The organism is Deltaproteobacteria bacterium (genome assembly GCA_021737785.1).
GTDB lineage: Bacteria > Desulfobacterota > DSM-4660 > Desulfatiglandales > Desulfatiglandaceae > AUK324.
In genome coordinates, this window is the sequence record JAIPDI010000002.1 from 1 (window position 1) to 26,132 (window position 26,132).

Annotated in this window: 19 protein-coding genes and 2 tRNA genes; 9 read left to right on the top strand and 12 right to left on the bottom strand. The window is 55.2% G+C overall.

The window, feature by feature from the left end; all coding sequences use genetic code 11:
- Window positions 1-382: 382 nt before the first annotated feature.
- The 6 genes from K9N21_01430 to K9N21_01455 form a co-directional block, all read right to left on the bottom strand.
- On the bottom strand, window positions 383-1,909 hold the full coding sequence (locus K9N21_01430) for a radical SAM protein (GenBank protein ID MCF8142560.1): 1,527 nt from the start codon (window positions 1,907-1,909) through the stop codon (window positions 383-385).
- A 136-nt stretch (window positions 1,910-2,045) separates the two neighbouring features.
- A complete protein-coding gene (locus K9N21_01435; GenBank protein ID MCF8142561.1) occupies window positions 2,046-3,698 on the bottom strand; it encodes a phosphotransferase in 1,653 nt (550 codons plus the stop codon).
- 55 nt (window positions 3,699-3,753) lie between these two features.
- Complete coding sequence (locus K9N21_01440) at window positions 3,754-4,839, bottom strand: hemolysin family protein (protein MCF8142562.1); 1,086 nt, start codon at window positions 4,837-4,839, stop codon at window positions 3,754-3,756.
- A gap of 208 nt (window positions 4,840-5,047) precedes the next feature.
- On the bottom strand, window positions 5,048-6,343 hold the full coding sequence (locus tag K9N21_01445) for a bifunctional folylpolyglutamate synthase/dihydrofolate synthase (GenBank protein MCF8142563.1): 1,296 nt from the start codon (window positions 6,341-6,343) through the stop codon (window positions 5,048-5,050).
- Window positions 6,344-6,385: 42 nt separating this feature from the next.
- On the bottom strand, window positions 6,386-8,539 hold the full coding sequence (locus K9N21_01450; protein ID MCF8142564.1) for a DUF3553 domain-containing protein: 2,154 nt from the start codon (window positions 8,537-8,539) through the stop codon (window positions 6,386-6,388).
- A gap of 51 nt (window positions 8,540-8,590) precedes the next feature.
- Window positions 8,591-9,607, bottom strand: coding sequence for a calcium/sodium antiporter (locus K9N21_01455; protein MCF8142565.1), 1,017 nt, complete (start codon window positions 9,605-9,607; stop codon window positions 8,591-8,593).
- 428 nt (window positions 9,608-10,035) lie between these two features.
- Between K9N21_01455 and K9N21_01460 the strand changes: the two genes are divergently transcribed.
- A complete protein-coding gene (locus K9N21_01460) occupies window positions 10,036-11,436 on the top strand; it encodes a putative porin (GenBank protein ID MCF8142566.1) in 1,401 nt (466 codons plus the stop codon).
- Window positions 11,437-11,549: 113 nt separating this feature from the next.
- Here K9N21_01460 and K9N21_01465 read toward each other — a convergent pair whose 3' ends face one another.
- Both K9N21_01465 and K9N21_01470 read right to left on the bottom strand, forming a co-directional pair.
- Entirely contained in the window at window positions 11,550-12,374 is an 825-nt protein-coding gene (locus K9N21_01465; protein MCF8142567.1) for a YIP1 family protein, read from the bottom strand.
- Entirely contained in the window at window positions 12,359-12,592 is a 234-nt protein-coding gene (locus K9N21_01470) for a hypothetical protein (protein ID MCF8142568.1), read from the bottom strand. The genes K9N21_01465 and K9N21_01470 overlap by 16 nt, the downstream gene beginning before the upstream one ends.
- Before the next feature lie 765 nt (window positions 12,593-13,357).
- Between K9N21_01470 and K9N21_01475 the strand changes: the two genes are divergently transcribed.
- The 6 genes from K9N21_01475 (at window position 13,358) to K9N21_01500 (ending at window position 20,629) form a co-directional block, all read left to right on the top strand.
- The gene (locus tag K9N21_01475; protein MCF8142569.1) at window positions 13,358-13,918 is read left to right on the top strand and encodes a histidine phosphatase family protein; all 561 of its coding nucleotides are present in this window, start codon (window positions 13,358-13,360) and stop codon (window positions 13,916-13,918) included.
- A 114-nt stretch (window positions 13,919-14,032) separates the two neighbouring features.
- Window positions 14,033-16,195: a type II/IV secretion system protein gene (locus tag K9N21_01480; GenBank protein ID MCF8142570.1), complete on the top strand. Its 2,163-nt coding sequence runs from the start codon at window positions 14,033-14,035 to the stop codon at window positions 16,193-16,195.
- Between the two features lie 417 nt (window positions 16,196-16,612).
- Entirely contained in the window at window positions 16,613-17,404 is a 792-nt protein-coding gene (locus K9N21_01485) for a response regulator (GenBank protein MCF8142571.1), read from the top strand.
- A complete protein-coding gene (locus K9N21_01490; GenBank protein ID MCF8142572.1) occupies window positions 17,401-18,660 on the top strand; it encodes a methyl-accepting chemotaxis protein in 1,260 nt (419 codons plus the stop codon). The genes K9N21_01485 and K9N21_01490 overlap by 4 nt, the downstream gene beginning before the upstream one ends.
- 3 nt (window positions 18,661-18,663) lie before the next feature.
- Window positions 18,664-19,065 carry a chemotaxis protein CheW gene (locus K9N21_01495; GenBank protein ID MCF8142573.1) on the top strand — a complete coding sequence of 134 codons (402 nt, stop codon included), beginning with the start codon at window positions 18,664-18,666 and terminating at the stop codon, window positions 19,063-19,065.
- On the top strand, window positions 19,055-20,629 hold the full coding sequence (locus K9N21_01500; protein ID MCF8142574.1) for an Hpt domain-containing protein: 1,575 nt from the start codon (window positions 19,055-19,057) through the stop codon (window positions 20,627-20,629). Before K9N21_01495 ends, K9N21_01500 begins: the two co-directional genes overlap by 11 nt.
- Before the next feature lie 63 nt (window positions 20,630-20,692).
- On the opposite strand, the gene K9N21_01505 is transcribed toward K9N21_01500, so the two are convergent.
- Together K9N21_01505 and K9N21_01510 are read right to left on the bottom strand one after the other, a co-directional pair.
- Window positions 20,693-22,060, bottom strand: coding sequence for an MFS transporter (locus K9N21_01505; GenBank protein ID MCF8142575.1), 1,368 nt, complete (start codon window positions 22,058-22,060; stop codon window positions 20,693-20,695).
- Window positions 22,061-22,283: 223 nt separating this feature from the next.
- Entirely contained in the window at window positions 22,284-23,405 is a 1,122-nt protein-coding gene (locus K9N21_01510; protein ID MCF8142576.1) for an NADH:flavin oxidoreductase, read from the bottom strand.
- A 450-nt stretch (window positions 23,406-23,855) separates the two neighbouring features.
- Here K9N21_01510 and K9N21_01515 point away from each other — a divergent pair, with 450 nt between their 5' ends.
- Window positions 23,856-25,070, top strand: a complete 1,215-nt coding sequence (locus tag K9N21_01515) for an acetate kinase (GenBank protein MCF8142577.1) — start codon at window positions 23,856-23,858, stop codon at window positions 25,068-25,070.
- A gap of 80 nt (window positions 25,071-25,150) precedes the next feature.
- On the opposite strand, the gene K9N21_01520 is transcribed toward K9N21_01515, so the two are convergent.
- Window positions 25,151-25,238 (bottom strand) — tRNA-Leu (locus K9N21_01520).
- A 168-nt stretch (window positions 25,239-25,406) separates the two neighbouring features.
- Between K9N21_01520 and K9N21_01525 the strand changes: the two genes are divergently transcribed.
- Window positions 25,407-25,482: transfer RNA gene (locus K9N21_01525), tRNA-Ala, on the top strand.
- Between the two features lie 148 nt (window positions 25,483-25,630).
- Here the strand turns inward: K9N21_01525 and K9N21_01530 are convergent.
- On the bottom strand, window positions 25,631-26,101 hold the full coding sequence (locus K9N21_01530) for a universal stress protein (protein ID MCF8142578.1): 471 nt from the start codon (window positions 26,099-26,101) through the stop codon (window positions 25,631-25,633).
- Window positions 26,102-26,132: the final 31 nt, after the last annotated feature.

Here is a 26,132-nt window from a genome sequence, read left to right on the forward strand (position 1 = left end):
GCGGCCGCCCCCGGGCTCCGGATAATGTTTACGGAAAGGCAGCAAGGACATACCGTCCCATAAAAGGCTGTACTTGGGGCTGGAACAGACTGTATTGTAAAGCCCTGCTGCCGTCCCCAGGAGCTGTATTCGGTTTTTGTCCCGCCTCCTGGGCGGGAGGCAGAGACCCCCACGGGCAAACTTCTCCGCACGTTGCAGAGAAGTTACAGACAAAGAGTCTAATTCAGCTTTGTCGTTTTTCAACGCCATGTCCGGTTTGTCTCCAGCGGAGAGCCCGCGCAACCGGAGAGCAGGTAATCATGATAGAATCCCCCGGTTCTGTCAAGCGGGCATTTGGAGTCGGAAATCCGGATACAAACGGACCGGGTATTGTTCGAAGCCATCAATCTGCCTGTTCCCGGGCCAACGAAAAAAGGGGGGCATGGTTGGAGGTGAAGACGGGCGGATCCCGCCGCAGTATGGCCGCCACCTCCGGATGCTGACGGAAGGTTTTATCCAGAAAACGCCGCACCTTGCCGCGATGCCAGCCCGTCGGATGACGGAATCCTCGGTACAACGACAGGTCCCCCTCATAAAAGGGCGTGGTCTCCAGCGTCCTGGCCTGCAGGCTCTGGAGAGGCAGGTTGAAGACGGCAACATTCAGGAAGGTGATCGCAGCGTGATGCGCGGCAATAAAATCGAGTGTGCGTTGCGCCTCCACAGGCCCCTCAGCCGGCGTGCCGAAAAGGAGATACACATACGTGGCAATCCCGGCTGTCTTGAGGTTTGCCAGAATCCGGCTCGCCGCATCGAGCCGGATCCCCTTATCCAGGGCATCCAGGACCCCCTGATCCCCCGATTCGAGCCCCAGTTTGAGCATGACGCACCCTCCCCTGCGAAGTGCCAGGCAAAAATCGAGATCATCCAGCGGCGGCGTCAGACGCGAGAACCCGTACCAGAGTCGCGGCAGACCCCGGACAGCCAGCCGCTTCAAGAGCGCGGGGCTCAGGGCGTTGTCCAGCAGGTGAACCAGAACCGGCCTGTTCTCAGCGCACAGGTCGTCCAATTCCTCCAGGGCCTTTTCAGGCGAAACCGGACGATAAGGGTTTCCTTCGCTCTTCTCGGGGCAAAAGGCGCACCGGTTCCAGTAACAGCCGCTGGAGGCGCTGTAGGGGAGGATAAAACCGGGCGCCAGATAGCCTTTTTCCCGAAAGAGGCTGTAATCAGGAGTGGACCTTCCCGGGCTGGACCGAACTCCTAAAAGCTCCAGCAGGGGCTCCTCTCCCGGCCCTGCAACCCAGGCGTCCACCAGATCGCCCCAGCCCCTGTCCTCCAGGGCCCCCCGCATCCAGGAGGTGATCAGGCCGCCGCCCACCACTATCCGGATTCCCGGAAATTCCCGCCGCAAAGACCCCATCATGGCCCAGGCGCACAGGGCCTGGGAAAGGAAGTTGACGGAAACTCCCACCCAGGTGACCGGCCTGTTCTCTAAGAGCTCTTTCAATCTGGGGGCGAAATACCCGTGAAAAGGGTTGGCTTCCGGGTGAGTTGCGGCCCATGTCAGATCAGAGCTGCGCACAGGGGAACGGTCAGCATGAAGAAAATTCCCCAGGCTGACGCCAGCGTCGGAAGGACGGCCGGCCACGTGAACCAGCCGGTTCAGGTCAGCCACGGCCCGCCGGTAGGCATCGGGCCGGCCATAGATGGGCCAGCTGCGGAGCCCGGTCAAATGATCTTCCCGGTGAGCCAAAGCCCGGCCTGTCCAGCGGTCTCCTTCCGGCCGTGCCTTCTTCATCAAATAAAGAAGTCCCTCAAGGCTGGCATCCAGTACCTCGCAGGAGACGCCATTGGCCTTGAGCGCACCCGCAAGCTGGGCAATGCCGGGGGGCGGCTCGCAGGGCTTGGCCACGGGTGGATGGACCAGAAGGATCATGAATATGGGCTCCATAGGATGATCAAAACCGGGATACAGAAAAGGACGCAGAGCGTCCCGCACGTGCGTTCCCACGCACAGTATGGGAATCCCTCAGTTCCTCAATCCCCATATTCCTCAATCCCTGCATCCCTCAATACTTTCTCTTTCGGATAATCGTGAAAACGAGCCACAGGCCGAGCACACCGGAAATCAGATATCCGATGACGCCCAAGGCGGGAAATCCGAATAAGAGGGGACCGATCCCGGTGGTGATGATCATTGAAGAACCGATAATCATGGCGGCGATGATGATGCCGAAAGTCAAACGGTTGGTGATGTTGTCGAGGGTATTCCTGAGACCGCCAAGGTTTTCGTGCCTGAACCCCAGTGTCAATTCTCCTTGGTCGGCCTTGTTCAGAATACTCTCCAGGCGGTTCGGCAGTTCTCTCTGGATGCTCAGGAACTGAGAAAACGTGAAGCGCAGGCTGCGCCAGAGCGATTCGGGCTTGAACCGTTCCATGGCCAGATGGGAGATATATTCCTTTGCCTCCATGACCACGTTGAGATCCGGATAGATATGCCGGGCCGTGCCTTCCGCCGTAACCAGCGCCTTCATCATAATGACCAGGTCCGGGGGCAGCCACAACCGGTAGGTCCGCAGCAGATCGGTGATCTCCATCAACAGCCGGCCGATGTTCATGTCCTTGATAGGGACGGCATAATGGGAGTCCAGAATATCGAGAAGTTCCCGCTCCAAGGCCCTTTGATCGATGGACGCCTCGGCACGGCCGGTGCGCAACAGGGCGTGCACCATGGCCTCGCCATCCTTGTCGAGGACGGATTTCAGCAGATAAATAAGTCCGTGACGGTCTCTCTCCGAGAGGCGGCCCGTCATGCCCCAGTCAACCAGACAGATCCGTTCATCCTCGGTAATCAACACATTCCCCGGATGGGGATCAGCATGAAAAAAACCGTCTTCCAGGATCTGACGGATGGCGGCCCTCAATCCCTGTTTGGCCAGAGGCTCGGGGTCCTCGAGGATATCGGGCGTAATATTTTTCAGCTTCGTCCCCTGGATATACTCCATGACCAGAACACGTTCGGTGCAGTATTCCCCATAGACTTCCGGGATATAAATTTCCGATTCATCCCCTGCATAGGTACGCGCAATCTTCATATTGCGTGCTTCTCTCCTGAAGTCGAGCTCACGGAGAAGATTCCTCTTGATGAGGCGGACGACATTCGGAAGGTCAAAACTTTTCAGCTCATCCACACGTTCATTAAGACGACCTGCCACAATCGCCAGGATGTCCAGGTCCGTGTTCATCTTCGAACGAATGCCCGGTCGCTGAATCTTGATGGCTGCGATGCGGCCGTCTTTTTTCAAGACCCCCCGGTGCACCTGGGAGATGGAGGCGGCGGCCAGAGGCGTTGCATCAAAGACGGCAAAGGTCTCCAGGAGGGGTTCACCGGTGCTTTTTTCAACCACCTCCTTGATCTGAGAAAGTTCCACGGGTGCGACGTCGTCCTGGAGTCTGCTCAGTTCATCGATCAACCGGGGCGGCAACAGGTCCGGTCTGAGGCTCATGATCTGGCCGAATTTGACGAAGGTGGGCCCGAGTTCCTCCAGGGCATGGCGGATCCTCTCGAAGGTCCCCATTTCCTGATCCGTTCTGCTGATCCTTCTGATCAGCTTAATGCCCGGCATGTCGAGTCGCTCAATCAGGTCCTCAAACCCATATTTTATGAGGATCACGGCAATCTCTTTGAAGCGCCCGAGATTGGTCAATGTCTTCACATCCATGCTACACGTTCCTCACCTTTCTTCTCTGAACACCCGCAGCATTATACGCACCACTTCAGACCTTCCCCCCGGAGGATGCGCCGGGAGGTTCTTCCTCCGATGGAATGATGCCCAGGGCACGGGCCCGTTTGGTCCATTGCCGGCGGGCCAATGCCTGCATATCCGGCTCCACATCGCTCTCGTCCACCACCTCGATCCCCAGCAGCGTCTCCATCACATCCTCCATGGTGACGATCCCTTCAATCCCGCCGTATTCATCCACCACCATGGCGACATATTCGCCCTCACTTAGAAACTGTTCAAAAATCAGGATCAGAGGCATGGTCTCCGGCACCATTTTAATGTTCCTGCCGAGGGAGGCCAGGGGGGTATGGGGGCGGTCCTTGGACACCTCCAGGATAACATCATTGGTCAGGACAAAAGAATGGATGTTTTCCGGATCTCCATCATAGATCGGAATGCGGGAAAACCGGATCTTGGGGTATTGGGTGATGACCTCTCCCACCGTCATCCCCGACGGCAGGATAAACAGCACGGGCCGCGGGGTCATAACATCCCTCACTTTCAACGTGCCCACCAGCAGGAGATTTTTCAGAATGCGGGACTCCTGCCTGCTGAAAAGGCCCAACTTTCTCGCCAGGTCGGTCATGGCGTGAAGTTCTTCACGGCTCACCACAGGGCCCCGCTTTCCTGAGGACAGCCAACCGGCGATTTTCTTCGACAGGAGCACCAGCGGGTACACAGACCAGATCAGGAATGGGAGGGTTCGAACAGCAAGGGGCGCCAACTGCTTCCAGTAAAGGGCACCCAGCGTCTTGGGGATAATCTCGGAAAGGATCAGGATCAGAAAGGTGAGGATGGCGGATGACAGGGCCACATATCCGCTGCCGAATACCAGCAAAGACTGTGCCCCCACCCCGGCCGCCCCTACGGTGTGGGCAATCGTATTCAGACTCAGTATCCCGGCAAGAGGGCGATCGATATTTAATTTAAGCTGACGCAGCTTAGAACCGATGGCAGGAGATCTCTGTTCCAGGGCCTCAACATAGCTCGGGGTGACAGAAAGGATCACCGCCTCCAGGATGGAACAGAAGAAGGAGATCCCCAGCGCAAGAAAGAGATAAAATAAAAGCCAGAACATTGCAGGTCGCCTTTCTCATGGAGGATTCTTTATTCAATTCAGAATCCCTGAATTCCTCAATTCGGGCTTTCTTGCTTTTCGTGACGCGTTACAGGTTCGGGTTGCGGGTCTTTGGCTGACCCCCTCCCCCTCTTATCCTCTTGCCTTCTTCCGGCTGCACCTTACGGCATGTGAGAGATTGACCTCTTAAAATGAGCGTCGTGAGGGCCTAATCATCCGGCCGGTAAGTCTCAGGATCAAAATAGGTCAGGACCTCGCCCACGGTAAAGAGAGACCCGCACACCACGATCAGATCCTGGGGACCTGCCATTTCCCTGGCCCGGGACAACGCATCGGTCAGCAGGGGGACTGTTTCTCCGGGTCTTTCCAGAGGGGCGGCCGCTGCCATCAAAACCTCGGGATCTGCGGCCCGGTAATAGAGGGGCCTCGTGCAGATCAGATAATCGGCCAGGGGGGCAACGATCCGCATCATCTCGTTGATGGCCTTGTCCGCCATTATCCCGATCACCAGGATCAGCCGCCGGTATTCGAACCCGGCCTTTATGGAACGGGCCAGCATCCGCAATGCCCCGGGGTTGTGGGCCCCGTCCAGTAGAATGGTCGGGTTCGTCCCCACAATCTGCATACGCCCTGTCCACACCGTGTTTTGCAGCCCCTCCCGGATATCCTCCTCTGAAATACGGATCCCTTTTTCGGTCAATCTTTCGATGATTCCCAATGCGAGGGCTGCATTTCGGGCCTGCATCATGCCCTGCAACCCCAGATGGAGTCCCTTCATCTTGATTCCCGGTCCCCTGTAATGAAGGCCGGATGCGGTGGCGCGATAAAGAATATCCTTTCCCACACGCCACAGGGGAGCGTCCCGTTCCGTCGCAATGGACTCAAGGGTCTTTATGACAACCGGCTGTGCCGCGGCAGTGACCACATCCACCTTGCTTTTGATAATCCCCCCCTTTTCCCTGGCGATATCCGTAAGGCGGCTCCCCAGGAAATCCTGGTGCTCCGGGGAGATGTTGGTAATCCCGCAAACCATCGGTGTGATCACGTTGGTGGCGTCGAGACGCCCTCCCATGCCCACCTCCATTATCGCCAGATCGGTCTGTTCACGGGCAAAATAGATGAGTGCCATGGCCGTGGTGGCCTCAAAAAAGGTTGGCGGGGCCTCGGGCGAGAATATCTTGCGCAGATCATTGATCAGTCCTGCCGCAGTATCCTGATCGATTTCCTCTCCATTTATACTGAATCGTTCGGTGAACCGCACCAGATGGGGGGACGAATAGAATCCCACCCTCAGACCCGCGGCTTTCAGGATGCTGCCGATGAATGCAGCCACCGAGCCCTTTCCATTGGTCCCTCCGATATGCACATATCTCCGGCCTTTATGGGGGTTTCCAAATGCCTTCAGAAGGTTTTCGGTCTTGGAAAGCCCGAACTTGATGCCGTATTTCTGAAGACTGTAAAGGGAGTCGACGGCCTCTTTGTAGGGTGTATTTTGGGTTTTCATGGTCCCGCTTGTCATTTGTTGATCAATTCCTTAATCCTCCCCTCAGAGCTTCTCCAGGGTGGTGTATTCCAGGTGAAGGAGTTTGCGGCCGGCGTTTTTGAAAAACACCTCGATCTTATTGCCGGCCATAGATTTGGAGACCACCCCTGTCCCGAATGCAGGATGCCGGACCTTTTGTCCTTGAGAAAACGGCGTCGACCCCTCTTCCGGTGTGAAACGGTCCATTGAACCTCTTTTCCGGCCGCCCCCCCAGTTTGACGATACCCGGCCGGATCCGTGTTCGTGGACGAACATATCGGCCGGGAGGGCGGAAATAAAAGAGGACAACCCTCCTCCGCCCCCATGGTAGGACGACCATGCCGGCGGCGACTCGTCTCCCGGGTAGGTGATGATCAACTGGTCCTTGGCCCGGGTGGCCGCCACATACATGAGCCGTCGCTCTTCTTCCAGTTCCAGCGGATTTCTGTAGGCCATGGAAGACGGGAAACGTCCTTCCATGACCCAGATAATGAATACCACCGGCCACTCAAGTCCCTTTGCGGAATGGACAGTGGACAAGGTGAGGGCCTTTTTCTTTTTTCCGGGTTCCACATCTGCCGCACTCCCCGGAGGATCCAGGACCAGGTCGTCCAGAAACCCGCTCATCTTTTTGTAGCGCTCGGCCATCGGAATCAACTGCTCAAGTTCTTTCTGACGCCTCGGATAATCGTCAAATTTTTCTTTCAGAATCGGGAGGTAATAGGCCATGACCTGCTCAACGGCCCTCCTCGGAGTGGTCTCCGGGGCCATCAGATTCTTCAGGAGGTCGCCCAGGGCCTTGAGGCCCCCCTCCCGCTTTCCGGCCCCGGGCCACGCGGCAATCCGGTCCGGGGAAACATCTTCTTTTTTCATCCACCGGATAATGGTCTGGCTCTTCCCCATGCCCACATTCCGGACCAGTCTGAGAATCCGGATCCAGCTGACGGCCTCGTCCCGGTTCACCAGGACCCGCATGTGAGACAGAAAGTCTTTGATGTGGGAGGACTCCAGAAACTTGAATCCCCCATATTTCACGTAGGGGATATTCTGTCGTGTCAGTTCGGCTTCCAATTCAAAGGAGTGGTATGCCGCCCGGAACAGGATGGCCATGTCCTCAAGGGATCTCCCTCCTGCCAATTCCTCTTGGATACGCCGGGAGATGATGAGGGCCTGTCCATGCTCTGTTTTCGTATTGACGACCTTCGGCTTGTCGCCTCCGCTTCGCTCGGTGAAGAGGCATTTCGTATATTTTTCATTTGCCTGCGCCATCAGCCCGTTGGTCAGGGCCAGAATCGGCTGTGTGGAACGGTAGTTCTGCTCCAGCTTGATGATTTTCACCCCGGGGAAGAGGGACGGGAAATCGAGCATGTTCCGGTAATCAGCCCCCCTGAAGGAATATATGGACTGGGAGTCGTCGCCTACCACCATAATGTTTTGACGTTCATGGGCCAGCCATTTCACAATTTCCGCCTGGATACAGTTTGTGTCCTGGTATTCATCCACCATTATGTGGCCGTATTGGAGGCTCAACTCGCTGCGGATATCCCTGTTTTCCCGTAACAGCCGCTGAAAAGAGATGATCAGATCATCATAATCCATCAACTGATGGGCTTTCTTGTACTCGGCATAGAGCACGCCCAGCTGATGTATCTGGGGCGCCACCTCCACAAACTGTCCGTACTCCTCCAATATGAATGCCTCCACAGGCGTCTGGAGATTGGCGGCCTTGCTCAGGATATTGGCCAGGGTGCCCCGTTTTGGGAATCTGGGGGCTGTCCTGGGCATCTGAAGGGCGGGGATGAGCGACCGGAGTACCTCCTCCATGTCGGCCCGGTCCAGGATCGTGAAAGCATTGTCATATCCCACGGCGTCCGCATGGCGCCGGAGGACCCTTAAGGCAAGGGAATGAAAGGTCCCGCCCGACACGAACCGGCAGCGTGCATCAGCAAGACCGGCGGCCCGGTCCAGCATCTCCTGGGCCGCTTTCCGGGTAAAGGTGAGCAGCAAAATGGATTCCGGGTCAGCGCCGGACTCCACCAACCGCGCCACCCGGTACACCAGTGTCCGGGTCTTTCCGCTCCCTGCCCCTGCGATGACCAGGATGGGACCGTCCGCGGCCATAACAGCCTCCAGCTGGGCAGGATTCAGGACAGTATCGTAATCGATGCGTTTTGCCAATATTGCAGGCCTTTCCGGGTCCGCCGCCCAAGTGGCGGCGCAATGTCGGTATTATTGATTCATCACCAGATAGAGGAGATATCCGCCATAGCACACGAGAAGGATGAGGCCATCCTTCCGCGTAAGAATACAGGTTTTTCTCATCATGATCCATGGGAGGATTCCGGTCAGCATCATCACGCCGTAGTCCACCAGAAGGCCGCTTCCCACCAGCCCACCGGGAATCGGGATCGGTCTTGCAAGGCTGGCCACTCCCAGTACGCACATGATGTTGAATACGTTGCTGCCAACCAGGTTTCCGATACTGATATCCATCTCTTTTTTGACCGCAGCGATCACCGAAGTCGCCAGCTCCGGCAGGGACGTTCCAAAGGCCACCATGGTCAGGCCGATAAACTTCTCACTCACGCCCAAAATGGTCATGATCTTCACCGCGCTGTCCACCACGACCTGTGCGCCGATCACCACCCCCGCGATCCCCGCCATGACGAGGACGAGCTGCCCGGCCCTGAACCCGGCCGGGGGAAGCACCTGGGGGTCGACATCTTCGGATTCGGGGACCCACGGGCCGGACTCCTTTCCGAATTCCCTCCGCGAGACCCAGTAATTGAAATAGGTGTAGAGGATAATCCCGCCCGCCAGGGTAGCCCCCTCGATTCTCCCGAGCCTTGAGTCGAGCAGGAGCACCAGGAGATACAGGGAGATCCCCAGCATGATCATTATGTCCCGTTGAACCACGGATCTGGGGCACGTGAGGGGATTAAATACGGCGGCCAGGCCGAGGACCAGGGCGATGTTGCAGATATTGCTCCCGATGACATTACCCACCGCAATCATGCTCTTGTCTTGAAGAGATGAAAAAAGACTGATGACCAGCTCGGGAGCGGAAGTGCCGAAGGCAACGACCGTCAGACCGATGACGATCGGCCGAATTCCGAGACTGCGCGCCAGGGCTGAAGACCCCTTGACAAGCCATTCTGCGCCATAGTAAAGCAAGGCAAGCCCGATGAGGAAAAAGAGGATAAGGAGGAGGATGATGGTTTTCCTTTCTTCGAAAACAGATTTCATATATTAACGCTTCGACTCTCCGCAAGCTCTGCGGAGAAGACCGATCTTCCATTGGCAATAAATAGCCTGTATTCCGGATTTAATCAAGTGGAAAGCCTCACAGGAAGAGCGACGGGAGATCCTCCCGGGGACTTGCCTGTAAAAATATCCCTTTACACATTGGATAGTCTTCTGACAATTATTTTTTCTTCCCTGAAGCCTTCCGCGGATTCTTCTTTCTTGGGGAAACGGATAAACAGAATAAAATCGGGCAAAAAGGCCCGTTTCAGCACCAGGGGGTCCCTGGCAGGCCGTGGCACGCATCTTGTTATTCATCCTGAAGCGGGACAGCCGCAACCAGAATGGTATTGATGCAACTCCCGGAAATTTTTAGAGAGTGGGCATACGGTTTTTGAATAGGGCGTATTAATGCATCAAAGGAGTCTGATATGGAAATGAGATGCAAGGCAATGGGTGTGATGGTGTTGGCGGCCCTGTTGATCTTCTGGCCTTATCCCCGTCCATTCTGCGCCACGGTGACCACAGAAGATATGCTGAAACGGCTCGAGAATCTAAGCACCATTATCCAGGAGCAGCAGAAGGAGATCGAACGGCTGAAGCAGGAATTGATGAACCAGCAGAAATCCATTAAAGAGGGACAGGCCGTTCAACAAGAGGAGATCCGGAAAGCGGTAAAGGCTGAAACAGCGCAGGCCGTGAAATCATGGAACGAATGGCTTCCCGAATGGGTGCGGAAAATCAACATCTCCGGCGACCTGAGACTCCGGTATGAGAGGATCTGGGACCGGGGGATGCTGAACCAGGATGAAACCCCGGCAAAACAGGATCCACGGGACAGGGGGAGGATCCGGGTGAGACTCCTCCTGGAGGCCCCCATCACCGAGGAGATCGATACCTATGTCATGGTCACCACCAACATGTCCACCCATCAGGAGGCCACCACGAGCAATGCAACCTTTGGGGAGGATTTCAACGACAAGGGAATCTACCTTGCCAGGGCCTATGCCGAATACCGGCCCCACTGGCTTAAGGGCCTGACGCTCGGGGCCGGCAAATTCAAAAAGAACTTCTACCATACGGACATCACATGGGATCCGGATGTCTATCCTGAGGGTGTCTATGAAGGTTACAGGTATTCGGGATCAGAAACCTTCCAGCCCTTTATCTATCTGAGCCAGATGGTGGTCAATGAGAACAACCGAACACCCGACGCCATGCTGTATCTCAGCCAGGCGGGATTCGAATGGAAGATCGGCCCTCTCAAGTGGATTCTGGCGGGGAGTTATTACAGCTGGAGCAATCTGGCCGGCACCAAGTGGATGGGCACAGGCGAGTACAACTCAGGGGGCGGCAATACCTTCATCACGGACAGTTCGGGCAATATCCGGTACAAATACGATTACAAGCTCTGGGAGGCCATTTCGTATATCAGGTTCGATGTAGGACCTTTTCCCGTATCCTTGGATCTCGACTATATCCGAAATACAGCCGATGGCGTTCCCAGCGACGAAGATTCCGCCTATTATGCCTCCTTCAAGATCGGCCGGGACAAGAAAAAAGGCGATTATTCACTCTTTTACAAATATGCCTACATCGAGCCGAACGCGGTTGTCGGGGCCATGAACGACCAGGATTTCTATGGCGCCAACCGGAAAGGGCACAAGGTGGCGGTCCACTACTGGCCTTTTGCGAACACCTTGTTAAGGGCGGCCTTTTTCTATACAGACCCGGTATCACAATGGGAGAAAGAGGGAAATCCGCTCTGGAACGCGGACCGGTACAAGATGCACGAGGACAGGGTGCAGATGGATTTCATCTTCAAATTCTAATCCGCAGATTTCGCAGATAACACGGATTCAGTGCCCTGTAAGAACAAGGCGCCCCTTGTGTGCCTTTGTGTGAGGATTCTCTGGTTGCAGGAAGGCATGACCCGCGTCAGGTCTCACTGTACCAGAAGCATAAGAAAGGGGATCACAAAGGCAATGATGACGACGAACAGGAAGGCGACCGGCAGCAGGAATGCGAGGATGATTCTGAGATATGAGACGCCGTGTATTTCCCTGAGCCCGATCACCTGTACCACAAGCTGCCAGATGCCGCCGATCCAGCTTCCGATGACAGGTACCAATTCCCACACCTGGGCCGCCTGGGAATAGGCCACGACCCTGAAGGTGGCCTCAAAACCGTTCTTTCCCCCTCTGACCATCAGAAGCAACAGGTACAGAACGCCACTGTAAATGAACATGCTGAGGGTCACGCAGACCGGGATCGCCACCATCAGTATCAGAAAAATCATGCCGGCCCCCACCTGTCCCAGCAGCGCGCCGCCGAAGGAAAAGAGCCCCCCTGAGATCATCATCACCGGCCAGAAAAAGGCGAACATGTTACCCACGGCCCCTATCAGGAGCCCAAAGGCCAGAGGTTCTCCCAACCCCCCGCTGAAGTCAAGCCTCCTGAAAAAAACGGCAGGGGAAAACAGCACCGATTTAACGGTATGATACATGCCTCGGACAAAACCGTCTCCGGAGCGGCTTTCCCACGGCGCCCCTTCCCGCTCTGACCCGGTTGCTGATTCCTGACCGGTGTCATGGGGACCGCCGTTCACAGGGGTATTCACGGCAACGGCATCGGTTTCCCTGCTGGAGGGCGAGATTTCAAACTTTCGCCGGCAACGGGGGCAAATGGCCCATCTTGCCCGGTCCGGGATCATTTGTTCCGAGGTCTTTTTTGAAAAACCACAGAAGGGGCACACTAGTTCCACGGCCATTTCTTGTCTCCTTCCCGTGCCTTGTTGAGCCGGCTCAGTTCTTTTTTCTCGGACCACCGCCTGAATCTTCCGGCAAGTCCGCCTTCTGAAGAACGATCCAGGGCCTGGCTCCTGAGCTCAAACCCCTCTTCGGTCTGCAGGGCCGCCTGGAGGCATGCCTTCCGATCCGGGCAATCAAAGCAGGACGGAACGATTTCCCTCAGGCCTTCCCTTCCCATAGGAAAAACCTTATCCAAGATACCGAAACACTCTTTGTGTAGATGTCCCATAACCGACAAATAGACCCTCTTTTAGGCCCTTATTCCCTGGTCTTCTGTCATGAAAAACAAGAAAATCTGTTTATATCTCAGTACGCCTTATTCTATAGACTCACACGGAGTCACCCCGATTGAAACAACACAGAAAAGGTTTCACGGGGCAGGCAAAGAACACAGAGAAAAGGGCATGTTCCCGTTTCTTTACAAAAAAACCTTTGTGTGCTCTGTGTCTCTGTTTACCCCGTAGCTTCGGAAAATGGTACTGGGGTGTGAGTCCCGCCTGGCGGGATTGGTTGCGGTTATCCGCTTTATGATTAACCGGGATCCGGCTCCGGGCAACCGGCGCAAATGCATTCGTGTTGCACAGGCCCTGAAGCCCCGATCTTCGCAGTCATCGGTTCCGTATATACATCATTCGCCTGATTGAATAAAGGATGTTCTGGAAAAAATCCGCTGCACCCGGTTTCCACGCCCGTCTTGACGCCTTGGGAGGTTCATTCCAGCCGCCTTTTGCCGGCGTCAGTTCAAAGAAGAGGGGCGGTCATGGAGCGTTACGGCCCTTAATGGTTGCAGCTCGACTCGGCGACCGCCCCAGGGCAGAGAGGCTGCAACCAAAGATTCTAAAGTGTTACGAAAACGCAAACCCATTGACATGGACCCCTTGAATACCTATAATCCCGCCCCATGCAGAGAGATAACCGAGTCTATCTTATACGACATGGCCAGGTGGCAGGATATGAGAATTTTCCAGTATATGGCCATACCGATGTGAATCTGACGGACGTGGGGATTCTCCAGATGAAACAGGTGGCCGAACGCCTCCGTCTCACGGAACTCAAGGCGATCTATTCGAGCGACTTGATCCGATCTGCAACCAGTGCACGTCTAATCGCCCGCCATCATGATGTACCGGTTTATTTTTTGCCCGAGCTGCGGGAGATGAAATTCGGCCAATGGGAAGGCCTGACCCTGACGGACATTCGAACCCGTTTTCCAGAGGAGCTGCAAAAAAGGGAGGATGATCTGATAAACTACAGGGCCCCCGGCGATGGGGAATCCATCGCTGATTTGGCCGCGAGAATTGAAGCGGTTTTTGAGCGCATCCGTGCCGAGCAGCAGGGAAACAACGTGGTCATTTCAGCCCACGGCGCCGTCAACCGGATCATCCTCTGCAGGGCTATGGGCTTGAATCTCGAACGGATGTTCAATATCCACCAGGCATATGGCTGTCTTAACATCATCGATTATTTTCCCGACACCACTCTGGTGCGGCTGATGAACGGTTAGGCTATCCGACCGTTGTGTGTGCATGGCATGGCGCGGGTATCCGATAGAGCTGCCAGCGCTGACAGGGAAATTCCCGCGGCGTGCTGTTTTAAAACCAATCCAACGGGTATCTAAATGGGCTCTTCCGAGAACGCGACCAACATCCAGCAACTCCCTCCGACTCCTGATAATTTTCAGGATGTCCTGGACAAGGCGTCATCTCTCCGGGAACTCGGCCTGAATATAGAAGCGATTGCCGAATACAAGAAGCTCTTTTTCACGCAATGCCAGCCGACAAAGATCGTCCCGGGTCTCGTGGCGTGCTTTGCCAAGACAAATTCACCCTCCAAGATCATTCAGAAAATAGAAGAATTGGCCGCTCAGTCAGGCATGAGCAGGGCCAGGCTGGCCCAATTCAGTATCTGCCTCGGGGTCGAGGCGGAAAAAAGGGGGGAAAAAGGTCTCGCCCTGGAGCAGTATAAGGCCGTTTTGGAAAGCGATCCGGAGAACATTCAACTCAGGGAAAAAATCGATCAATTGAATCCAAAATCTGCTCTCACGTCAAGATATGCCTACCTCCTTCAAAACGCATTGGTGACTGCCGACCAGTTGCAGAAGGCCCTCTCTTTGTCGAAAAAGTCAAACAAGAGTGTCGAGTGGGTCCTCATACAGGAATTCAAGATACGCAAAAAAGAGGTGGGAAGATCTCTCTCCCTCTTCTACGGATGTCCTTTCAGGACCTTTGATCCCGAGGTTCCCGTACCTGTGGAACTCATCGGCAGTCTGAAAAAACCCTTTCTCCTGCATGACATGTGGGTGCCGCTGGGCTGGAGCCAGAAAGGGGTGGAGATACTTATCGACGACCCTGGAGATCTCAGAAAAACAGGTCTGATCAGGGGACTCACAAAGACAAAAAGAATCCATTTTTCTGTGGCAATCAAAGAAGATATCAAGGCATTCATCCGATATTTCTTTGATAGAAAGACCGAAGATTCCATAAAGGACATGGTCGACGAACTCGATCTTATCCCGGACATCTCTTTTGAAGAAGACGAGGATGAAAAAGAGATGGACATGGAGGAGAAAGTCGATGAATCCTCAAGCCAGGTGGTAAGGCTGGTGGACCAGGTCATCGTCACCGCCCTTAGAAGAAACGCCTCGGACATCCATATTGAACCCTCTCCGGTGACCAACAAGACGGGGATCCGTTTTCGTTTGGACGGGGTGTGTCAGGAATATCTTCAGGTCCCCAACACCTTGGCAAGAGGGCTCCTCTCCAGGTTGAAAATCATGGCCGGCCTGGACATCGCCGAAAGACGTCTTCCTCAGGACGGCAAGATCAAATTCAGGAGAAAGGGGATTCCCTCCCTCGATCTTCGTCTGGCGACGCTGCCCACTGCGGGTGGACATGAAGATGCGGTACTGCGGCTCCTGGCGGCCTCCGGGGCGCTGAAATTGGAGGATATGGGACTGAGCGAACGGAACATGAACGTCATGAAAAAGATCCTTGTTCAGCCCTACGGGCTCATCCTGGTGGTGGGCCCGACAGGTTCCGGAAAAACGACCACCCTCCATTCGGCCCTCGGGTATATCAACAAACCCGGCGTAAAAATATGGACCGCGGAAGATCCGATAGAAATCACACAACCGGGGCTGCGGCAAGTGGAGGTCAAACCCAAGATCGGCCTTGACTTCGCGAGGGTGATGCGTGCGTTTCTGCGGGCAGATCCCGATGTCATCATGATCGGCGAAATGCGGGACAACGAAACCGCATCCATCGGAATAGAAGCATCGCTGACCGGTCACCTCGTCTTCTCCACGCTCCACACCAACAGCGCGCCCGAGACGGTTACCAGGCTCCTGGACATGGGGCTGAACCCTCTTAATTTCTCAGACGCACTGCTTGGAATACTGGCTCAGAGACTTGTCAGAAAACTCTGTCCCCATTGCCGCAAGGCCTATCATCCTTCGCCGGATGAATTCGAGGAACTCGAACTGGCATACGGCAAAGCCGATTTCGCAAGGCTGGAAATTGAATACACGCCGGATCTTATCATTTATCGTCGTTCCAAATGTGATTTGTGTTCAGGAACCGGTTATAAGGGGAGAATGGCGATCCATGAGCTGCTGGAGGGTACGCCGGCCATTAAAAGACTGGTCAAAAAGGAGGCCCCCACAGATCAAATATTTGCGCATGCGGTGAAGGAAGAAATGACCACCTTAAAACAGGACGGCATCAGCAAGGTTCTGTCAGGACTCACTGACATGGCTGAGGTACGCAGGGTGTGTATCGGTTGATGCGTTTTTCCTAAGGCGGCCTGACTGCCGCAACCAAACAGGTTTCACCTATGGACGCCCGTGGGGGTCTCTGCCCAAGAGCTGCAATAAAATGCGGTCGTATCGTTCGGCGGCCGCCCCCGGGCTCTGAATAATGTTTACGGAAAGGCAGCAAGGACATACCGTCCCATGAAAGTCTGTACTTGGGGCTGGAACAGACTGTATTGTAAAGCCCTGCTGCCGTCCCCAGGAGCTGTATTCGGTTTTTGTCCCGCCTCCTGGGCGGGAGGCAGAGCCCCCCACGGGCAAACTTCTTCGCACGTTGCAGAGAAGTTACAGACAAAGAGTCTAATTTCGGTTTGCAGATTGCGGACGACATTGAATCCTGAACATCGGACCAGCCCCGCATCCAATCGTCAATTCAGTGAGGGGGGAAACATGCCAAGACGGGCCCTGGTTGTGGACAACGATTTTTTCTTTGTCGACTTCCTTGAAAAGCTCCTTCAAAAGAGGGGATACCGGGTTACAAAGGCCTATGACGGCAAGGAGGGGTTGTTGGAACTTGAAAACGGACCCTTCGATATCCTCTTTGCAGATCTGATCATGCCCAAGATAGACGGCCTCCAATTCATCAGGATCGCCCGCAGGAAGTACTCGGATCTGAATTTTCGGATTGTTGCCGTATCCGGGAGCGTTATAGAGCAACTGGATGAGCTTTCGGACACAGAGGCCGACTGGTTTGTCGCAAAAGGGCCCTTCGAACAGATGGAAATGCAGATCAATGACCTCCTGGATCAGATGGAATCCGGAGGCATTTCACGCAAGGATGCGAGCAGGTTCCTCGATTCGGGCGTTCTCTACCCCCGGCAGGTTACAGGTGAATTGATCGAAACCCTCAACTTCCAGAAGGCCGTCATTGAAAGCATCGGCCTGGGCGTACTGGTGGTTGACAAAGATGCTCGGGTCATCAATGCCACGTCCCGGGCGCTCGAGATCCTGAACGCCTCTCCCGGAGATATCCTCAACAAACATATCGTTTCTCTCTTCCCCCTCGAGGAGCGGCCGTATCTGACCGACGCCCTCAAGGCGGTCGCCCGGAATCTCGGGCTCAGGAAAGTCTGTCTCAACATTGTCTTCGACGCCAAGGGCGCGCGGTTGACGATCTCGCTCTTGAAATTGGGGAAAACCATCGCCGGGTGGATCGTTGCCATGGAGGAAACAAACCAGTGAATCGAACGAGCATAAAAAACAAGCTGATTCTAAGCTTTCTGGCACTGCTCTTGATTGTCATGGTGGTTGTCGGCGCTACCCACCAGTTTACGGATGACGTTATCACGGCCCTAGGCATCTCCGTGGCGTTGGCCCTATTCGCTGGGATTATCTTCGGAGGCATTTTTTCAAAATCCATCGTAAAACGGTTGAACAGTCTGAGCAGCGTTGCCAGGGAGATCAGCCATGGAGATCTTTCAAAGGATATCCCCTTTCTATCCAGTGACGAAATCCGAGATCTGGAAGAGGTCTTTGCTGCGATGGTCAATGATCTGAGGGGCATTATTTCTGAAATACAGCAGGTCTCCGCCCAAATAGAAAAGACAGGCAGGGAACTCGGCATCCAGATAGACAAGGTTCTGATCAACAGCCGGGAAATCGACGAATCTGCGCTGGCAATTGCCAAGGGCTCGGAAACCCAGAGCCTCATCATTCAAAAAACCTCCCTGGTCCTTGACAGGAGTCTGGAGCAGATGGAGGATGCGGCCACCCAGTCGGCCCGGACCGCATCCAAGGCCAACGACGCACGGCTCAAGACCGAAACCGGTGAAGCCAACGCCCGCGAGACCTTGCACTATCTGGAAGAGGTCCTCAAACAGATGGGGGGAAATGCGGATCCGGTTTACCGGTTGTCCGGCAAGGTGGAAAAAATCAAGATGGTCATGAGCGTCATAGAAGAACTCTCCAGAAAAACGGATCTCCTTTCCCTGAACGCTTCCATCGAAGCCACAAGGGCCGGAGAAATGGGAAAGGGATTTGCCCTTGTGGCCAACGAGATACGAAACATGGCCGAAAATTCCAGAAACTCATCTCACCAGATCCGGGCGATCGTGGACGATATCTTCGAAGACAACAGGGCCGTCCTCGAAGCGCTCAAGAAGAGCGAGGAGGATATCAATAAGGGCCGCGGAATCATTCATGGCATCGTGGGCACATTTGGTGAGATGCTCTCCGGGGTCAAAGAGATATCGAGCGAGGTAAAAGAGGTGGGGGATGCGGCCCGAAAACAGGTAAGAGAAATACGGGGATTATTCAATCAGGTCCAGGAGCTTTCCCGGCTCGCCCAGGAAAATTTTGTATCCACACAAAAAACCACCATCGGCACCAAAAATCAGAAAGAGGAACTGCAGGAAATCGTCCGAGCGGCAAACGCCTTGAATGGTCTGTCGCAAAAAATGATGGAGACCCAACAACGATTCAGACTCCGCAGGGCATAGGGCATGGATTGTTTCATTTTTGAGGCGGCAGGAAAATATCTGGGGATTGAGGCCCGGTACATCTACCGCGTTGTGGACGATGCAAAACCGGCCCCTGTTCCCCTCCTCCCCCCCCCTCATATAGGGATCATCTATGACAGGGGGGACCTGTTTGATGTCATCGATGTGGGGCGGCTCCTGGGAGATGAGCGCCCTTCCCCGTCCGATAATAAGACGCCTTATGTGATCCTCTTGAAATGGGATCACCGGAAACTGGGCCTGATCCCGGACCGGATCGCAGGAATAAAATGGATTCAGGATACAGACCCCTCCCAGACCGTCTTCACCAGGGAAGGATATACCATTCAAATGATCACTCCCGGGGAAATCTGGAAGATGCTCTCGGACCTGCCCTATGGACATTGACAAGTACAAGAGGATCTTCGTACAGGAATCCGGCAAGTATCTGCAGGAACTGAATACGATCCTCATCAGGGTGGAAAAAGATCTCCGTAACCGGGACCTCTGGAGCGACATCCACGGCAAAATTCACTCCATCAAGGGAATGGCCCGGGCGCTCAGCCTGGATACGGTTTCCAACCTGTGCCATTCCATGGAGGCATGGGCCAAGGAGTTTCAAGGGGAGAGCAGCACGGCAACGGCCGATGCCGTTCAGGTACTGCTGGACGGCGCAGAGCTGCTGAAGGGGCTGGTGGCCGCAACGACCGACGGCGCCACGGTTGAAACTTCACAGCAGCTCGAGAGGATTGAAGCACTGCTGACAAAACACCCCGGCGAGCTGGTGGACGAGATACCGCCTGACCATACGCGTCCCGTTTCTGCTCCCTCCAGTATTGATCGGATCCGTGTCGAATATTCGTTGATCGAAGAACTCCTTGGCCGATCTCAGGAAATCATTCTACTGGAGAAAACCCTCCCTCCCCTTTCTCAGGATCAGATATCATCCGGCCTGAGAAGCTGGATCGACCATTACATCTCCATGTTGAGAGGTCTTCACTTCCAGTTGTCCCGATTGCGGCTGATGCCGGTGAATGACTTTATCTCCCTCTTTGAAAAGACCGTCCGGGATCTGGCCAGGACATACGGCAGGGAGGTAACCCTTGAAATCTCCGGGGGTGAACTTCAGGTGGATATCGGGCTCATGGAACGGTTGAGAGAGCCCTTCCTGCACCTCTTGAGAAATGCCGTGGCCCACGGCATCGAGCCACCCGATGAACGGGAAAAAACCGGCAAAAGGCGTGAGGGAAAGATCGTTTTTGGGGCGGAAAAACGGCGAGACAGCCTGGTATTAACGGTGAGAGACGATGGCAGAGGCATCGATCGAACCACGATTGAACGCTACCTCAGGGACACGCTGGGGATGTCAGACCAGGAAATATCCGGCATGCCGGATGAACAGATTCTGGGTACCATCCTGCGGGTGGATTACTCCTCTGCAGCCGAGACGACTCAACTCGCAGGAAGGGGGATCGGGATGGATGTGATCGCCAGTTCCATCGAGTATCTGAACGGGTCCATGACCATTCATTCACAACCCCTCGAAGGAACGGAGTTTGTCATCGCGCTTCCCCTCTCGCTTTCCATCATGTATGCAATCGTGTTTGAATTAGGACCATACACCCTCGCCGTACCCACCTCCCATGTGGCATCGATTGAGAAAATGGAAATCCCGTCCACAGGTGCAGGCGGGGAGGTTTATGATCTGGGGGACAGACTTGGCATCGGTCCCCATATGAGGAACCCGACCCGTATCATCAAGCTCAGACGCCCCCCTTCCATCAACGGCACCCTTCCCGGGGGAACCCCGGATTGTTTTACGGTTGACGCCGTCATCGGCAATGTGCCCCTCATGATCATGCCCTCGGGGGAACTCCTGGCCAAGGCCGGATCCTTTGCGGGGATCGGAATCATGGAAAACGGCGACATATCCATCCTTCTGGATATGGAAAAGGCTTGGGAAATCTCCTGAAAATTCGGAACAAGGCCGCCCGGCGCCCATGAGCTCAAGTGCTCCCCGGGCATCACCCCGGCTTCAGGACCGAAGATTCCCCCTGATGAATGAGGCGATGGTGCCGATCAGGCCCAGACAGCCGAAGAAAAGAAAGGCGACACGCACACTTTTCATGAAGAGGTGGAATACCTCTCCGGTAATCTGCACACGGCCCAGGAAGACCGAGAAGATCAAGGTGGCCACCCCCATGCTGAAGACCATTCCCAGAAGTCGCATGGTGCCCACTGAACCTGAAGCGATGCCGTAATGCCGCTTTTCCACGGACCCCATGATGGCGTTGGTATTGGGAGAGGTAAACAGGGCATATCCGAATCCGAGAACGGCAAGGGCTGCCGTGAGGGCGGGAAGAGAGGTGCTCTCCTGTATCCCGGCAAAGAGAAACAGACAGAGTGTCGTAATGCCCATGCCGATGGTGGCGACGATCCGGGGCTCAATCCGATCGGACATCCTCCCTGCCAAAGGGGAGAACACAGCCATGACCACCGGTTGGGCCATCAGCACGAGACCTGCGTCTTGGGGGGTGAGCCCTTTGATGTGCTGGAGGTAGAGGCTCAGGAAAAAGGCCATGGAAAAGGTGGCGGCATAATGGATGAAGGCTGCCAGACTTGAAAAGGCAAAAATCCGGTTGGCCCGGAAAAGGGCCATTTCAAAGACGGGATACTCGGTGCTTATCTCCCACCGGATGAAGGCCCATAGGGCGAAGCCACCTAGGGGGATCAGGAAGAGGGACCTGAGTTGCGGGAGGCTGGCAATGCCGTACATGAGGCATATGATGGCCACGGCGTAGATGACGGCACCTCTGGTATCAAAGGGTTCTCCTTTTGCATCGGCCCATTCCTTCTTGAGGCGGGTGCCTGCCAGATAGAGGACGATCAGGCCAAGAGGCACATTGGCGAGAAAGACACTTCTCCAGGTAAGGTGCTGGGTCAGGAGCCCTCCGAGAAAAGGTCCTACGGACAGGCCGATATAAACGGACGCCACGGCGATTCCGAGGACCTTTCCCCGTTCCATCGGCGGATAGACCGAAATAAGAACGGCCATGCTCGTGGCAAAGATCATGGAGCTGCCGAATCCCAGAAGAATCTGGCACAGGATAAGCTGCACCACGGAATGGCACAGGGCCGACAGGAGCGCTGCCAGGGTGTACAGGCCCATTCCGGCCATAAAAAACTTCTTCCTCCCAAAGATATCCGCGGCCCGGCCCAGGGGGACCAGGGCCACGGCCGACGACAGGAGGTAGGTGGTTACCAGCCAGCCGATGAGGACGGCATCCGCCTGGAATTCCCGGCCTATGGAAGGGAGGGTGATATTAATCGCCGACCCCATGAACGGGGTAATAAAGGAACTCAGGACAGCGATCACCAGGGCCGGCCGTTTCAATGATTCCATCTGATTCATCGGTCTTCTATACCAGAGCACGACCTTTGAGACAAGCGGTCTGTTGATCGTTGAGGCGATGATCCTCCTGCCTCAGATCCGATGGATCAGGATGGAATATGATGGGGCAGAGGTGGTGTGAAGGATACCGGTATTCCCGATCCGGAGGCGAGGGCGATCGTGAAGCCGCCCTCACTGTGGATCCGGATTGGGAATCAAGGAGGAATCTGAGGCATTATTGAAACATTCCGGTGTACTCGGCCCGTTTTTCCTTGTTCCACCGGGTACAGAGGGCAGGTCTTCCCTTCATGACCAGTTTAAAGCATGCATCGCATTTGGGGCTGCACTTGATGATGGCGTTGTCCCGGCCCTCACGGGCCTTCTTCGGCCATTCAGGATCCACCCAGAGCATGCGGGCGAGCCCGATGAGATCCGCCTTTTTATCCTGAAGAATGGATTCTGCCCGGGCAGGGGTCGAGATGCGGCCGGCGGTGATCACCGGGACCCGGACCGCCTTTTTAACAGCCGCACCCAGGGAAACCATATAGCCGGGCCGCTGGGATTTTTTGATGATCTCGGGAAGAAAAAACGATTCATAGGTCCCGCCCATGACAGAGATATAGGCGATGCCATTCTCTGCCAGGGCCTTTGCCAGTACCAGCGATTCATTCAGTTGAAGCCCGTCCGGGAGCCATTCATCGGCCAGGAACCGGTATCCCACCGGAAAATCGCCCACCAGATCCTTGACCCGTTTCAATACCTCCAGGGGAAAGCGGACCCGGTTCAGGATGCCGCCGCCGTACATATCGTCCCGCTTGTTGGTCCTGGGAGATACAAACTGGGAGAGGAGGTAACCGGTGCCGCCGTGGAGTTCCACCAGGTCGAATCCGGCCTTTTGAACCCGCACCGCGGCCTGGGCAAACTGCTTCTGGAGGGTTGTTATCTCCCGCCTGGTGAGGGCGCGAGGGGTCCTGTTGAAGACGGGGACCGCCGAAGGCGCCACCGGCTCATCCACATAGGCAAAACGGCCCGCATGGTTGATCTGGAGCCCTGCAAGGGCCTTTTCGTTCTTTATGACCTGGGCCAGTTCCTCGAGCCCGCTCAGATATCGATTGTGATCGCAACGAATCGTCCGGGGCGAACCCATCCCGCCCGGGGTAATGCCGGCGTTTTCAACCACTACCAGTGCGGCGCCGCTCTGCGCCATCTCCTTGTAATGGCGGCGCATCAGCGGAGAGACTGTTCCTCCCTCGGAAGCATACCCCAGGTAAAGGGGGGCCATGGTAATGCGGTTCTTGAGCCTGAGACCGTTTACCTTGATTGGACTGAAGAGCTTCTTGTAGCGGACATTTTTCATTTCTGCCTCCTCGGTTGGGGGTTCACGCCGGCATACCCTTGCCACTTTGAAAAACCTAAACAAAATAGACAAACAGGTCAAGGCATTTCAAAAACTTTGCTTGCAACTTCTCTGCACCCTGCAGAGAAGACTTGGTGAACCGCCAAGGCGCCCCGGTTGAACACCCCTGAGGGGACCCCGGTTCAACTGGGCAGGCGAAGGACCCAGTACCGTCTACCGGAGCTACCCCGGTTAAACAAGAGAAGAAGAGGGGTTTAACGGGGCAGGCGGGGCGGGCGCGAAGAAGTCCGGAGCCTTTAGACAAAAAAATCTCTGTGGCTCCGTGGCTTTGTGTGAGTCCCGCATGGCGGGATTGGGTGCGGCTGTCAGGCCGCCTTAGGGACTTGACAATGGGAGACGGATTCGGAGAGGATAACCCCTTTGAACCGGAGGGCATTTCAGGGGGCGGTTATGAAGATACTGGTGATCAACACGGGGAGTTCTTCCATCAAATATGAGCTGTTTGACATGGCGCATCACAGACGAATGGCCTCGGGCATGGCTGAAAAAATCGGTGAAGACAAGGGGCATGTCACCCACCGGAAAATGATGCCCGGAAAGGCGCCTGTAGTGAAATCAATAGAGGCGCCGATCCCCGACCATGCCATCGGAATGCACCGCATCGTCGATTTTCTGATGGACCCGGAACACGGCGTCATCAGAAGGGGGGAGGATATCGCTGCAGTAGGGCACCGGGTGGTCCATGGGGGGGAGAGGTTCTCCAGCACCACGATAATTGACAGAGAGGTCATTTCCGCTATCCGGGAGAATATTCCGCTGGCGCCGGTGCATAACCCCTTCAATCTGATCGGAATCGAGGTGGCGGCGAGTTTTTTTCCAAACGCACGGCAGGTGGCGGTATTTGATACGGCCTTCCATCAGACCCTGCCGGAGAGGGCCTTTCTCTATGCCATCCCTTTTGATTTGTATAAAGAAAATAGGGTCCGACGATACGGATTTCACGGGATCTCCCACGCCTATGTGGCGGAGCAGGCCGCGGCCCATATGGACCGTCCCCTGGAAGCGCTGAACATGATCTCCATACATCTGGGCAACGGGGCCAGCATGGCGGCCATAAAAGGGGGAAAAAGCATCGATACCAGCATGGGGATGACGCCTTTGGCCGGTCTGGTCATGGGGTCCCGTTCAGGCGACGTGGACCCTTCCCTTCCCTTGCTGCTGGCAGGCATCACAGGGATGTCCCACAAGGATATCGAGACCGTGCTGAATACAAAGAGCGGGCTGAAGGGGCTCTGCGGATCCAACGACATGCGAGACGTGATCAGCCGGATGGAAGCCGGAGACGACCGTGCCGCGATTGCCATAGATGTCTATGCCTACAGGATCCGCAAATATATCGGGGCCTATTTTGCGGCCCTGGAGCATCTGGATGCCGTGATCTTTACGGCAGGCATCGGCGAGAACGCCCCCCTTATCCGGGACCTGTGTTGCCGGGGTTTGAACAGACTGGGGATTGCGGTTGACCCGAAAAGAAATCTGGCCAGCGGAGACGGGGTTCGGGAGATCAGTCCGCCCGGCAGTGAGGTCAAGGTCCTGGTTATCCCGACCGATGAGGAATTGAAGATCGCCCGGGAGACTCTGCGGATGCTCGAGATGGATCAATAGAGGGAGTGAGAATTCGAGAATTCAGGGATTGATGCATAAAAAAGGGGATCGGATTTTTGATCCAACCCTTTGAATTTACGTGGTGCCGGAGGTCGGAATCGAACCGACACGATCGCAAGGATCACTGGATTTTGAGTCCAGCGCGTCTACCAGTTTCACCACTCCGGCAGTGAGGTTTGGTGTGATCGGCCTTTGAATTTTAAAGTATAGTAAAAAGTTAAAAAGGATGTCAATATCATATTGACATCGGCCTATACTTCCTGTATAAAATTGCCGTTATTCAGCGAGTGACTCCCGGTCCACGGGGACACGCGCTGAATCATCGAGAAAGATCAAGGGGCTGTAGCTCAGATGGGAGAGCGCATGACTGGCAGTCATGAGGTCAGGGGTTCGATCCCCCTCAGCTCCACCAACGATTTCAATAAGTTAGCCCGTATCGTCGGGCTTTTTTTGTGCATGTCTAACATCGTCGTCTAACCCATTCTTCGGCTTCATCGCGGGAAGGCCGGCGCAGCCGACCAAAAGCGATTCGGTTTCAACCTCTGTTTTCCAAATCCGTGTTATTCCACCACCCACACCACGCAGTTCCGTGCATGGTTGACAATCTTGCTGGAGATGCTCCCGAAGAGGAACTCTTCACTCCTCGACAGCCCCTGTCTGCCCACCACAATGGTGCTGTATTGGGTTTCATCACGTTCAGCCAGGATGCACTCGGCCATGGAGGGGCAGTAGCGGAGCGTGGAACGCACGCTGACATCTTCCGGGTCAAATCCCTTCCCTATCAGGCTCTTGCGGCAGTCTTCCAGGAGGACCTCGATTTTCCGGGTGTATTTAGACAGCCATTCCTCCTTCTGGGCCGCGGTGGGGAAGTAATCCTCTTCGGGTTCGGGGACCACATGGAGGACAGTGATCTTGAAGCCGGCAAGGCCCCCCAGGAGCTGGCCCACATAAGAGACCGCCCGACGGGCATTCTCTGAGTCATCCACGGCAATCAGGATATTCTTGTTGTAGGTTTTTTCAGCTTCGGTCATCTCTTTCCTCCTTCATTCATCACACAGCGCC

What these genes read in the sequence shown, in the direction of transcription:
- K9N21_01435 (MCF8142561.1), bottom strand. Translation starts at nt 3,698, where the DNA reads ATGGATGTGAAGACATTGACCAATCTCGGGCGCTTCAAAGAGATTGCC.
- K9N21_01440 (MCF8142562.1), bottom strand. Translation starts at nt 4,839, where the DNA reads ATGTTCTGGCTTTTATTTTATCTCTTTCTTGCGCTGGGGATCTCCTTC.
- K9N21_01445 (MCF8142563.1), bottom strand. Translation starts at nt 6,343, where the DNA reads ATGAAAACCCAAAATACACCCTACAAAGAGGCCGTCGACTCCCTTTAC.
- K9N21_01455 (MCF8142565.1), bottom strand. Translation starts at nt 9,607, where the DNA reads ATGAAATCTGTTTTCGAAGAAAGGAAAACCATCATCCTCCTCCTTATC.
- K9N21_01460 (MCF8142566.1), top strand. Translation starts at nt 10,036, where the DNA reads ATGGAAATGAGATGCAAGGCAATGGGTGTGATGGTGTTGGCGGCCCTG.
- K9N21_01465 (MCF8142567.1), bottom strand. Translation starts at nt 12,374, where the DNA reads ATGGCCGTGGAACTAGTGTGCCCCTTCTGTGGTTTTTCAAAAAAGACC.
- K9N21_01470 (MCF8142568.1), bottom strand. Translation starts at nt 12,592, where the DNA reads ATGGGAAGGGAAGGCCTGAGGGAAATCGTTCCGTCCTGCTTTGATTGC.
- K9N21_01480 (MCF8142570.1), top strand. Translation starts at nt 14,033, where the DNA reads ATGGGCTCTTCCGAGAACGCGACCAACATCCAGCAACTCCCTCCGACT.
- K9N21_01485 (MCF8142571.1), top strand. Translation starts at nt 16,613, where the DNA reads ATGCCAAGACGGGCCCTGGTTGTGGACAACGATTTTTTCTTTGTCGAC.
- K9N21_01495 (MCF8142573.1), top strand. Translation starts at nt 18,664, where the DNA reads ATGGATTGTTTCATTTTTGAGGCGGCAGGAAAATATCTGGGGATTGAG.
- K9N21_01500 (MCF8142574.1), top strand. Translation starts at nt 19,055, where the DNA reads ATGGACATTGACAAGTACAAGAGGATCTTCGTACAGGAATCCGGCAAG.
- K9N21_01505 (MCF8142575.1), bottom strand. Translation starts at nt 22,060, where the DNA reads ATGGAATCATTGAAACGGCCGGCCCTGGTGATCGCTGTCCTGAGTTCC.
- K9N21_01510 (MCF8142576.1), bottom strand. Translation starts at nt 23,405, where the DNA reads ATGAAAAATGTCCGCTACAAGAAGCTCTTCAGTCCAATCAAGGTAAAC.
- K9N21_01515 (MCF8142577.1), top strand. Translation starts at nt 23,856, where the DNA reads ATGAAGATACTGGTGATCAACACGGGGAGTTCTTCCATCAAATATGAG.
- K9N21_01530 (MCF8142578.1), bottom strand. Translation starts at nt 26,101, where the DNA reads ATGACCGAAGCTGAAAAAACCTACAACAAGAATATCCTGATTGCCGTG.